This window comes from Streptomyces atratus (assembly GCF_014648655.1).
Taxonomy (GTDB): domain Bacteria; phylum Actinomycetota; class Actinomycetes; order Streptomycetales; family Streptomycetaceae; genus Streptomyces; species Streptomyces atratus.
Window position 1 is genome coordinate 1 of the sequence record NZ_BMRN01000096.1, and the last position, 11,247, is coordinate 11,247.

The 11,247-nt window shown below is 69.0% G+C and carries 10 protein-coding genes and 2 pseudogenes; 8 read left to right on the forward strand and 4 right to left on the reverse strand.

The features are described from left to right. The first annotated feature begins 28 nt into the window (after positions 1 to 28). The 3 genes from IEZ15_RS42330 to IEZ15_RS42340 all read left to right on the forward strand — a co-directional run bounded on the left by IEZ15_RS42330 (position 29) and on the right by IEZ15_RS42340 (position 1,954). Complete coding sequence (locus IEZ15_RS42330; protein ID WP_189282269.1) at positions 29 to 370, forward strand: GNAT family N-acetyltransferase; 342 nt, start codon at positions 29 to 31, stop codon at positions 368 to 370. Positions 371 to 633: 263 nt separating this feature from the next. Then, positions 634 to 1,083: an ABC transporter ATP-binding protein gene (locus IEZ15_RS42335; RefSeq protein WP_189282270.1), complete on the forward strand. Its 450-nt coding sequence runs from the start codon at positions 634 to 636 to the stop codon at positions 1,081 to 1,083. Positions 1,084 to 1,774: 691 nt separating this feature from the next. Next, positions 1,775 to 1,954, forward strand: coding sequence for a hypothetical protein (locus tag IEZ15_RS42340; RefSeq protein WP_189282271.1), 180 nt, complete (start codon positions 1,775 to 1,777; stop codon positions 1,952 to 1,954). A 135-nt stretch (positions 1,955 to 2,089) separates the two neighbouring features. Here the strand turns inward: IEZ15_RS42340 and IEZ15_RS42350 are convergent, their stop codons facing one another. Both IEZ15_RS42350 and IEZ15_RS42355 read right to left on the reverse strand, forming a co-directional pair. After that, positions 2,090 to 3,358, reverse strand: coding sequence for an APC family permease (locus IEZ15_RS42350; protein ID WP_189282272.1), 1,269 nt, complete (start codon positions 3,356 to 3,358; stop codon positions 2,090 to 2,092). A gap of 267 nt (positions 3,359 to 3,625) precedes the next feature. After that, positions 3,626 to 3,994 (reverse strand): hypothetical protein, encoded by a 369-nt coding sequence (locus tag IEZ15_RS42355; protein WP_189282273.1) that lies wholly within the window; start codon positions 3,992 to 3,994, stop codon positions 3,626 to 3,628. Between the two features lie 1,813 nt (positions 3,995 to 5,807). Here IEZ15_RS42355 and IEZ15_RS42360 point away from each other — a divergent pair. After that, the gene (locus tag IEZ15_RS42360; protein WP_114242637.1) at positions 5,808 to 6,215 is read left to right on the forward strand and encodes a DUF2795 domain-containing protein; all 408 of its coding nucleotides are present in this window, start codon (positions 5,808 to 5,810) and stop codon (positions 6,213 to 6,215) included. Positions 6,216 to 6,314: 99 nt separating this feature from the next. Beyond that, positions 6,315 to 6,542: a hypothetical protein gene (locus tag IEZ15_RS42365; protein ID WP_189282274.1), complete on the forward strand. Its 228-nt coding sequence runs from the start codon at positions 6,315 to 6,317 to the stop codon at positions 6,540 to 6,542. An 80-nt stretch (positions 6,543 to 6,622) separates the two neighbouring features. On the opposite strand, the gene IEZ15_RS42370 is transcribed toward IEZ15_RS42365, so the two are convergent. Further along, positions 6,623 to 7,069 (reverse strand): Crp/Fnr family transcriptional regulator, encoded by a 447-nt coding sequence (locus tag IEZ15_RS42370; RefSeq protein ID WP_114242635.1) that lies wholly within the window; start codon positions 7,067 to 7,069, stop codon positions 6,623 to 6,625. A gap of 482 nt (positions 7,070 to 7,551) precedes the next feature. On the opposite strand from IEZ15_RS42370, the pseudogene IEZ15_RS47575 reads away from it, so the two are divergent. Both IEZ15_RS47575 and IEZ15_RS46945 read left to right on the forward strand, forming a co-directional pair. Next, positions 7,552 to 7,692, forward strand: a pseudogene (locus tag IEZ15_RS47575) (DUF6233 domain-containing protein); the annotation flags it as partial. Between the two features lie 336 nt (positions 7,693 to 8,028). After that, on the forward strand, positions 8,029 to 8,397 hold the full coding sequence (locus tag IEZ15_RS46945) for a VOC family protein (RefSeq protein ID WP_189282275.1): 369 nt from the start codon (positions 8,029 to 8,031) through the stop codon (positions 8,395 to 8,397). Between the two features lie 181 nt (positions 8,398 to 8,578). Here the strand turns inward: IEZ15_RS46945 and IEZ15_RS46115 are convergent. Then, positions 8,579 to 8,848 (reverse strand): annotated as a pseudogene (locus IEZ15_RS46115) (ATP-binding protein); the annotation flags it as partial. A gap of 304 nt (positions 8,849 to 9,152) precedes the next feature. On the opposite strand from IEZ15_RS46115, the gene IEZ15_RS42380 reads away from it, so the two are divergent. Next, positions 9,153 to 10,529: an MFS transporter gene (locus IEZ15_RS42380; protein ID WP_308427514.1), complete on the forward strand. Its 1,377-nt coding sequence runs from the start codon at positions 9,153 to 9,155 to the stop codon at positions 10,527 to 10,529. Positions 10,530 to 11,247 lie beyond the last annotated feature (718 nt).

Here is an 11,247-nt window from a genome sequence, read left to right on the forward strand (position 1 = left end):
AACCCGACGCGCCACTGAAAGGCATACGATGACGCAGCCCGCCGCCGCTCCGACTGTCCAGCGAGTGGACCCCGAACACCGTTACGAAATCCTGGTCGACGGCAAAACCGCAGGCCTCACCGTGTACCGCGACCGCGACGACCAGCGCGTTTTCTACCACACCGAAATCGACAACGCCTTCGCCGGACAGGGCCTGGCCTCGATACTCGTACAGCAGGCGTTGAGCGACGTACGCACCTCGGGGAAACGCATCGTGCCGGTCTGCCCCTACGTGGCGAAGTTCCTCAAGAAGCACGACGAGTTCGCCGACATCACCGACCCCGTGACCCCCGAGGTCCTGCAGTGGCTGGAAACCATGCGGCCTCACTGACCACCGGAGCCGCCACCATCGCCGCCGCCGTCGGAACCGTTCGGACCGGCGGCGGAGCGGGATCGGTGACGGGGTTCTTCGGCGGCCCCATGGGCCCGGACACCATCGGGCGCGTCATGCAAGGCAGCGGGCCGCCGTTCGGTGGGTGATTCCCGCCGAACGGTGCGTGAACAACCCGAAGCTGCCCGGGGCTTCGGAGCCGGGCGACGAAGGCGCATGTCGGCGTGGGACCACGGACGGCCCCGCCGGCCGCCGCCGGGGAAGTGCTTGGTCATACAGGCAATGCTGTCCGGCCCGATCTGCTCCCCCTGGATTCCGCGAATGCAGGCGGCGACCATCCAGCACACGTCGACCCGGCCCGGCAAGCCCGCGCCTACCCGCATGAGCTCTCCGGCGGTCTGCGCCGGCGCGCCGGTATCGCGGCAGCCCTGGCCGGTTCCCCCGCCCTGCTGCTCGCCGACGAACCCACCACCGCCCTCGACGTCACCGTCCTCGACCTGCTCGGCCGTCACCGTGAGACGCGCGGCCCGGCCGCCCTGCTCATCACCCACGACATCGGCCTGCTCCACGGGCGGGCCCGGCGGGTCGCAGTCATGTACGGCGGCCGAATCGTCGAGACCGGACCCACCGAGGCGGTCACCGAACGCCCAGCCCACCCGTACACCGCCGCGCTACTGCGCTCCGTTCCTCGCGTCACCGGACCACTCACGTAATCACCGTTGGCCGGGACGAACGTCAGCAGCGTGCCGGAATTCATGCCCGGCATCGACAGCGGGAGGGTGACCCGCGGGAAGGTCGTACTGGCCGCAACCGTCGCTCTCAGCCTGCGCCGATGCGTCCCGCCCGGCCTCTGCCGCTCGGGAGGAGAAGGCATCCTCCAGGTCAGGTGCCGCAACCGGGGACCCCGGACTCGACGGCGCAAACATGCCGGACTGGACCAGCAGCCGGTGCCCCGCCCGACCGGCGCACGGATCACCGCCGCACGATGAGCGACGCGTGGCCTGTCTCCTTCTCCGATCGCACGGCCTATCGTTGAAGAATGAGCAAAGTTGAGCATGAGACCGGTCCTCAGGGGCTGCTTGTGTGCCCAGTTTGCAAGCACCCCGTGGATCCCACCATCGTGAGGCGGCACAAGACTCTCGGAGTCTTCGTGCCCGTGCGGGGCCCGGGCCCCTGCCACAACCCCGACTGCCCCGAGTATCTGGAGGAGCCGGAGCGCAGCAGCCCTCAGGACCACTGACATCAGGGCAGGACACCAGGCCGACGAACGACGCTCGCGGCCCGGGAGGGTGACCCACGGTGAGCGTCCGATTTCCCTACTCAGCCACCCTGCCCGAGTGGCCCGGGGCCGGATACGGCAGCTGCGGACCGTCGTGATCAACTTCTTCGATCGGACTTCCTGCCATGTCCGTTGTCCAGGCCCGCCCGATAGCCCCGAGTACCCAGGAGCGCGAGCGGATGAAGCAGATGGCGTGGGGCCACAACACCGAGCACCGGCCGCGCATCGGTGGGCCGTACGGCATCTCCTACTACTCCGGCAGCGGATTTGACGGACTCGCCGGCAAGCACGACGCCGCCCGATGAACCGTCGCGGGAAGCAATGGGCTGATGGTCCCCGAGCAGCGGGTCGTCGAGGGGCGCACCCGCCGCGTCTACCGGGCGGCCGAGGCGGGGACGGCGCCGGCCGAGGACCGGCCCCGCCCGTAACCTGCCGGCCGCTCAGGCGCGGCGGGTGAGTGCCTTGCGCAGACCGTAGGCGGCGGCACCGGCCGCGATCACGGCGGCCCCCCACAGCACCGAGGCGAGCGGGAGGGCGAACGCCAGGGCGAGGCAGCCGGCCGTCCCGACGATCGGCACGATCCGGGCGGGGCCGCCCTCGACGGGGGGCAAGGTCCAGGCGGAGGCGTTGGCGATGGCGTAGTAGACCAGCACGCCGAAGGAGGAGAAGCCGATCGCGCCTCGCAGGTCCGTGGTGGCGGCCAGGACGGCGACGAGGGCCCCGACCGCGAGCTCGGCGCGGTGCGGGACCTGGAACCGGGGGTGGACGGCGGCCAGGGTGTGCGGCAGGTGCCGGTCGCGGGCCATCGCCAGAGTGGTGCGCGAGACACCGAGGATCAGTGCGAGCAGTGAGCCGAGCGCCGCGACGGCTGCCGCGCCCCGCACCACCGGGGCAAGTCCGGGGACGCCCGCGGCACGTACGGCCTCGGCGAGAGGGGCGGCGGTGTGGGCGAGCCGGTCCGTACCGAGCACCGCGAGCACGGACACGGCGACGGCCGCGTACACCACCAGGGTGATACCGAGTGCGGTCGGGATCGCGCGGGGGATGGTCCGCCGGGGGTCGCGGACCTCCTCGCCCAGAGTGGCGATGCGCGCGTAGCCGGCGAAGGCGAAGAACAGCAGCCCGGCCGCCTGCAGCACCCCGCCGAAGGTGGCGCCCGCCCCCACGTCCAGCCACGAGGTATCGGACGCGCCGCCGCTCACGCAGGCGGCGACCACGGTGGCGAGCACGGCCAGTACGACCGCGACGATCCCGCGCGTCAGCCACGCGGACTTCTGCACGCCGACGAAGTTCACTGCGGTCAGCGCCACCACCGTGGCAACCGCGACTGCGTGCGCTTGTCCGGGCCATACGTACGAGCCGACGGTGAGGGCCATTGCCGCACAGGAGGCGGTCTTGCCGACCACGAAGCCCCAGCCGGCCAGGTAGCCCCAGAACTCCCCGAGCCGTTCGCGGCCGTAGACGTACGTACCCCCCGACTGCGGGTAGCGGGCGGCCAGGCGGGCGGAGGACGTGGCGTTGCAGTACGACACCACCGCGGCCAGCGTCAGACCCAGCAGCAGTCCGGAGCCGGCCACACCGGCAGCCGGGGCGAGCGCGGCGAAGATCCCCGCACCGATCATCGACCCGAGCCCGATCACCACGGCGTCGAACACACCCAGGTGCCGCCGAAGCTTCCCCGCCTCGGCAGACGCCGACGTTGTCCCCATCGCTCGCTCCTCGACCACGGCCCCACGAGCCATTGCGGACTCCGATATCGGCGCACGGTATAGGAACAAGGTGTCGAGCAGGCGACGCTGCCCGCGAATCACGGAACGTGAGAGAGGCTGCCGGCTTCCGGTGCGGACCCCGGGGCCGGGCATACGGGCCGAGCTACCCGAAGAGTCTGTACGTCGCCCAACTCTCGGCCGGTGACGAGTACTTCGCCCACTCGATGTTCGACATCCGGGAACAGGGACGCGCTCACCCGCTCACCTTCATCCCAGCCGATCCCGTGGGACCAGCGGCAGCAGAGCTCGCATCGCCTCCTCGGCGTCGGGGACGGAGATCGCCAGCCGGCTGAACGGCGCACCCCGGCGCAGTTCCACACACAGCACCGGCCGGCCGGCCCGTACCCACGCGAAGTCCTGTCCCTCTCGGAGATGCCGGATGCCCGCGCACAACCGTCCGGGAATCCAGGTGCCCCGACCGCGCCCACCGCGAAGCGCACGCCACCAGTCGGGCTCGACATAGAGCTGGCGCAGCGCCGACACCGGAACCCGCACATCGCGGTGGCGTGCCGCCGCCTTCTCCCGCCAGGACAGGCGTACGACGATATCGGTGCCCTCGACTACCACCCGTGCCATGTCCTCTCCCTCCTCGCGGTGCTGCGGGGTTGGCGTGGCCTGGTGCCTGGCGATGCTTCGGTCCCGTTCCAGGTCTGCACCGTGCCATCGGATTTTCCTTGGCACGACACTCCTGTGGTAGTCACCCGTTGCGATTCCTGAAGACTGACCCCGCAGGCAGCCGGGGCGCTTTGCCGGGCTCAGCCATGCACGGCCATGACACATCGATCCGGCATCGAAGGCTTCTCTTCAGTCTCCGCTGATCCCGGACCGCAGGTGTCACCACGGGCATATCCGAGGGCTTTCATACCGTCGTCCGCAGGGCCGGCCAGGACACGAAGGCGGCCACCGCCGCGGTGGCCGGCACCAGGGCTGCTCGGCATGCGGGACGCTGGGTTTGATGTCCTGCGAGGTCTGCCCCCTACGTGTCCCTTCGGTTTTCTGCTGAAATCTTCTGTCGCAGTCGCTGTCCCGGGTCTCGGCGGAGTCTGCGGTCTCCGGAGCACCTGCTGCGAAGGCCAGGTCATCGCTGCTGGACAGACGCGTTCGTTTGGGTTTCGATGGATATCTGCCGTACTTGATGAGCGGTCATGCGGCAGAGGGCGGCCGGGTCCCCGGTCACATGTCGGCGCGTGGGATCCGGCTCGCTGGTGTTGGGGGCCACGGGCATGGATGTCGCCACGGCCGGCTGCTCCGGAGCCTCGGCGCGAGTGTGCGTGGAAGCAGGATCCGTGCTCAATGCGGCAGGGTTTCCGCGATCAGCCTGCTCCCCCTCAAGATGACCCCTCCAATGATGACTGAGCGTGATCATCCAGGTCCGCGCCCTAAACGAATACGTGACTTTTCAACATGGGCGCCCCACGCCCTCAGGCAGGAGCGCTCTGGTCAGTCGGGTGGCTCGGGGACGGGGCGGGATCCCGGACCCGGCGCAGGGGCGGTTCCGCGTCCGGCTGGGGCTCGGGTTCGCCGGTATCTGGTACGGACGGCGATTGCGGGTCGTGTGGCACTGGATCCGGCTTGCCGGGGACGGGCCCCGGACCTTCAGGGGAGGGGTCTGCGGACATCGCTCTCGTCCTCGCTTCGTGCGCCACCGAACTTGTGGATTACCCGGAGTGACATGGCGCATATCTGCGTTCTCGTGTGTCTGCCCACGTTCCGCCCGTACGGAAGCGGCCCACCCATCGAGTACGACCAGCCGCTCAGCACGGAACAGCCGCAGCCTGCCCCTCACAGGAGCGCAGGCGGGTCGTCTCGAGAGGCGACCGGAGTCTTCAGCAGGGAACCTGGAAGGGTGGCTGTGCTGGACCCGGGAACGGGAAACGGGGCGGCCTTGGCCGTACGGGCCGCGCAGTCGGGTGGAACTGGCTGCCGTCTGCCCGACCAGTCACCCGGCCGTCCGCCCCGCAGACGGCCTGGGGTGGTGCTCCCAGGATTTCGCGGGAGCGAGGACATCCTGGAGTACGCCGTGCAGAGTGCACTCCGCTCTTCCTCTTGCGGCTCTGCACGGTGGGGCTCCGGCGACCGGCAGCCCGGGTGCAGAGACTCCGACCCAACAGAAGTGAAGGGACGTGTCCCCAATAACCACCGCGCGGGAAATCGTGATCCCCAACACCGAGTGCATCGGCGCAAACGAATCTGTCCTGCTCGCGGCTCACAGGATGGCGGAGCTGGCAGTCGGTGCCCTGCCCATCTTTGGTCAGGACGAGCGGCATGGTTGCCCAGGCAGACGTCGCCCGCGCCTTGCCCGCCCCGGCCCGTCGGGGGCTTGCTTGAAGCGCTGTCCAACAACTGACCGGGCGGATGCACACCCGACCGGCAAGGAGGTGTCCCCACCATGGAGCGAGGAAGCAGCCGTCTCAGCCCCCATGAGGACGATCAGCGCAAGCACGAACTGCAGGCATTTCTGCGGTCCGGCCACACCACCCACGCACACGAGGCGTACGACCCCGAGCCTCCAGCCGACGACGACGTGCACGTCGACCCGGGCGGCCCCGTCCCCCCACCTGGTGAGGAACGAGAGCGGGCGCGCGCCGAGGCCGAGGCCGAGGAACTCAGAGCCGAACTCGCGCGTCGCCTGAGCCGCACGGTCTTCCCTGCGGACCGCGCGTCCCTCTTGCGTACTCTTTCCGGCTCGTACGCTCCGGACGCGCTGATGGAAGCGGTGCGAGAACTTCCTACGGACGACCGGTATGCGAACGCCGGAGAGATCACAAGAGCACTGGGATACCGGCCACGCGTCTGAACCTTGCCGGGGTAGTTCTGCCGCGTACGGACGAAGCGCTCACGTGTACGCCCCCGTCGCCGAGACGCCGGACAGGTCACCCAGGGACCGGAGCCTGCGATGCGGATCCCGGTCGCCGGGGCACCCCGGTTGCGCCCGCAGGACATCGGTGACGTCCCTGGCTTCGACCTGCTGGCGATCACCCACTCCTTCGAGACCTACCAGGGCCTGGAGCCCGGCAAGTCCGCCGACGCATTCCCTGGGAAAGCCACGACAACACGTACGCGGAGATCGCGGCATCACAACAACGCGCCCACAGCCCTGCCCTCGCTCGGCAGGGCCGTGTGAGCTGCGGCGGTCTTCCGGGCGTCATCTCCTGGAGGAGACCGGTGAGCATCTGGAATCGGGCCCGAACCTCACGGACGGGTTCAGGCCCGTGCGGCGGCTTCGTAGAGATCGAGCAGTCGTCCGCGTGTCGCGTGCAGTCGTTGGGTGAGCACCAGGCCGACCCATTGGCTGATCGCGAATCCGAACTCGGGATCCGACCGGCACAGCGCCCGGACCTGGGGAGCGTCGAATTCATAGGCGCGGACGGGGCTCAACGTCTCGGCGCCCAGTTCCCACTCGAAGGGCGGGAAGAGCCAGGACAGTCCGACCAGCTCGCCCGGTCCCAGCGTTTCTATTTCCGCGCGACGACGGTGAGGAAGCTGTGCGTCGAGAGTCACCGCCCCGGTCTTCAGGATCCAGAAGCGGTCGGCGACCGTGTGTTCCTCGAAAAGCCGCCGTGCCGCGGAGAACCGGACGTCTTCGGCAAGGCTCAGGAGACGGTCACGGTGTGCGGGTGGCAGAGACGTGATCTTGAGTGTGGTGGTCATCGGAGTACTCCTCCGAGGAGCGGCTCTATGCGGAGGGCGGAATCCTCATGCCGTCCAGTGGAGTCACTCATCGCTGCAGTACACGACTCCACGGGAGGCGGCGCACGAGGAAATGCCCAGAGCGCGTCGGCTCGTGCGGTCACAGGGGGCCGGCGACCTCTCGTAGAGGAATTGTTCCCCACCACGGCAGAAGTACGCGACAGACCGGACCGTGACACCCCACTTGACCCGGGTGAGGCGACGCGCCGACTACGCGACCACGACCCGAACCCTGGCCATGAACGCGCGGAGCCGGCCGGCGGTCCGCTGAACAGCCTGCTTCTGGAGGTGACCGGGTGGAGCGACGAGCAGATGGCTGACGTTGCGCTGCTGATCACGGAAGTCGGGTTGGTCGGCCCCGATGCGCGGGCCTGCTGTGAGCCGCGCGTGCTTGCCGCACGTCAGCCCCCACCCCGGACTGGGGTGGTCGAGCAGGTCGTGGCGAAGGCCGCCGCGCGATCATCGGCGTCCACCAAGGCTTCTGCCGGCCGTCTGGCGCAACGGTCAAGACCGACTCTCGTGAGCAGGCCGCGGACCTGCTCACCGAGGACAGTGCCCTGGCCTGCAGGCTATGCCGGCCGGATACGGTGCTCGGTCTGCTGCGGTGCGCTGTGTCTCCGTATGCGATCACACCCGCCCCGCGTGAGGATCGGGTTACGGGCGGTGGTCCGGTTGCGCCCCGATCCCTGCGCAGGGGTCGGCACCCTTCCCCGGCGCTCCGGTCCGCTTCCCGGCCCTCACCGCCAAGGGCCTGGGGTTACGTACGCCGCGGCCGTTGTGGACCGGTGTCATCAGGATCGCGCTGCTGGGGCAGGTGCCGATCGAGTGAGGCGACGGTCGCCGCTCTTTCACCTGCGGAGAACACGAACACACTGCGCATGGGCCCCGCGCCGGCCTTCGCGCTCCGATTCTCCCCGCAGATGAAGCCAACGGTGATAACACCCGACTGTGCCGATCCCGAGGCGCCGGCCGTGTTCTATCGGCAGGCCACCGGGCTCGAACTCCACCCGAAATCCGACGGTGACTTCGCCGGCCTCACCGGCGAGGACGGGCTCTTTGGCGGCTTCCAACGGGTCGATGACTACCAGGCATCAACGGCTGGGGGAGCGGGGCAAGTTCGCCGGCCCCCGATAACAGTCGGCTCCGAACGAAGCCAGACGGTAACCCGAGCGACGTCGTCCTCCACCTCCGTCGGCGTTCCGAGCCGTGCCGATGTTCAAGACGCCGCCGACTCGTGCCGGCCTCTGTGGCAGCGAAGTCCCGCTGCTGAAACGGCAGGTGACCCGTAGCACACGGAGTACGGGGTGGGAGCGCGATAGTACACCGCCGCAACCTCCCGCAGCTCCACTTCGCGGCCGGCCGTACGCAGCCGCCCGCCCCAAGCCGGCGACACGGGCGCCGAAAGGGCAGACAGGCGCCGATGTCGGCTGGTTCGACGCGCGCGACTGGCTGGGCGGCGGCGACGGCTGACCACTCGGGCGTGAGCAGCTGCTCGGTCCAGATGGTCTTGCCGCGGGGGCGGCAGCTGCTGCCCCAATGGTGGGCGATCGGGGCGACCAGGAACGGGCCCGAGCCGCCCTCGTCGGACAGCCGCGCCCGGCGCAGGTAGGGCTGCGACTGGCTGGGGTCGGTGACTTCGCAGACCAGGCGCTCGTCTCTGGTCAGCCGCAGCCCGATAGGGGCGCCGGCGTAGCGGATGGCGTTGGTGACCAGAGCTACGGTCGAAGCGCAGATTTCAGTTCCAGCCCGGCGAGACCTTCTCCGAACTACCGGTTCAGCCTGATTGGTTTGCGCGAGAGGCTAGCGAGCCCGCCTTTCGCGCCCGGGCCGCCGAGGGCTAGGGTTTGGGTGCAGCGAGTCACCCACGAGGAGCTGAGAAATGCCCGGCCGTCCGAGCGCGCGTTGACGTTGTAGGCCGTGATCGGCCTGTCATCGCGTGCTGCCCTTGATGTTGTGGCACAGCGAGCCTTCCCTGCCTGAACCGTCGGTGCACCTGTTGTGCGCCGGGTGGCGGGCCTCGTAGTCGGCAATCCGAGGGATCCCCGTGCCGTCCGCTTCCTCTGCTGTATCAGATTCCGATCGACCTGTTCCGTCAAGCCTGTGGCGGGACGGCGACTTCCGCAGGCTCTGGATGGGTCAGACGGCCTCCCAACTGGGCGAACATGCAAGTCTGGTGGTGCTGCCTCTCTTCGCTGTCCTGACGCTCAACGCCGATGCCGGCCGGTTAGGCGTCCTGCGCGCGGTGGGGCAGGCGCCGATCCTGTTGCTCTCGCTCTTCGTCGGCGCGTGGGTGGACAGGTGGCGGGCCCGCACTGTGATGGTGCTGACGGACGTCGGACGGACCCTGGCGCTGGGCGCCACCGCCGTGGCCGGCCTCCTCGGTTGGCTCGGACTGCCCGCCCTGCTTGTGGTCGCTTTCGCCGTCGGGGCCCTGTCTGTGTTCTTCGACGTGGCATACCAGACGTCTCTCGTACGGCTGATGAAGCGGGATCAGTTGGTGCGGGGCAACAGCGCGCTCGAGGGCAGCCGGTCCGCGGCGCAGATCGGCGGTCCCGCCCTAGGCGGTGCGCTGGTGTCACTGCTGTCGGCACCCATCGCTGCCGCCTCCAGCGCACTGTTTTTCGCCCTGTCGTTCCTGTCGATCCGACGGATCCGCCGGATCGAATCGATCCCGGAGCGCTCGGAACGCCCCCCTGGGGTATGGCGACGGATCCATGAGGGTCTCCGTTTTGTCGTCAGCGATACCTCGCTGCGGACCGTGTGCCTCGCGTCGGCCGCCTTCCAGTTCTCCTTCGCGGCCATGATGACCGTCTATCTGCTCTTCCTGCCGCGGGAACTGCATCTGTCGGGCACTGCCGTCGGGCTGGCGCTTGCGGCAACAGGGCCGGGCGCGCTCCTGGGCTCGATGCTGGCCGCCAGCCTGCCGAGCCGGTTCGGTCATGGCGCGGTGCTCGTGTCTGCGGCAGCACTTGGCGATGGCGTGTTCCTGTGTGTGCCCGCGCTGCACGGCTCCTCTGCGGTGACGGTTCCCGCGCTCCTTGTGGTCAGCTTCGTTTTCGGGACCGGCGGTCAGTTCGTGACGGTCACGGTCATGGCCGTCCGGCAGGCCGTCACTCCGGACGGGATGCAGGGCCGCGTGGCCGCGACGATCACGTTTGTCGGCATGGGGCTGACCCCGCTTGGTTCTCTGCTGGGCGGATTTCTCGCTGAGGAGTGGGGGCTGCGCGCCAGCCTCCTAGTGACGGCCACAGGCATGATGCTGTCCCCAGTGGTGATGGCCTTGTCCCCGCTCGCGCGCCTGGGGCGGGCGCTTCCGGCCACGCAGGACGCGCCGCCGAAGGCCGCCCACCCTGAAGCCCACGAGATGGACCTTCGTGACACCGATGCGGCTCATGACGCAGCCACTGGGACCAGTCCATGACAAGAGGTCAGGGCGCTGGAGCGCCCGGCGATCTGGCCGAAGGTGGGCAGGCCCACGTGGGTGACTGCGGGCTTGAGGGTCGCATCAAGTGAGCCACCTTGGCCTCGGCGCCGGTGAGACTGATCTCAAGGCCTTCGGCCTTGCCGAGCCAGACCTCGCGCTGAGCTTCGGAGATCCGATCGATCCGCTTGTCGCGGATCTCGACCAGCCGGTCTCGCTGGGACGGCTCGGGTCGCAGGAGCGAGCATCGGACGCAAGCGTGCTCGTGGATGCACGAGGTTCCGAACGCCCGAGCGCGGGTTCCGAGGAAGAGCTTGCGTTTCTCGAAGTGGGCGTTCGGGCAGGCAGAGCCCCGGTCCGGCGATTCACCGGACGGGGAGAAGCGTGTCGGATCAGTGGGCCGCGGCGAGGTTCTGCTGCCATGCGAGTTCCGCCCACCGTCGCTGTTGTTCAGAGTGTGTGGTGCGGCGGCTGCTGGTGGGTTGCAGCGCGGAGTTCTGCGTGCCGTTCCAGAAGCCTGGCCCTCTGCGATTCTTTGAGTATGTTGTCGTCTCGGGCGAGTGCTTCGCCGAACTTGGTCGCGTCCGGCTCGTTCTCCCGGCCTCGCGCTCAGTGCCGCGGGGCGGAATTCGGTGTACCAGTCGCCGCTGTCCCTTGAGCGACTGCGAATTCCGCCCCGCGGCTGAGTGCGGCTTCCCCAGCCGTACTCTGATCATCC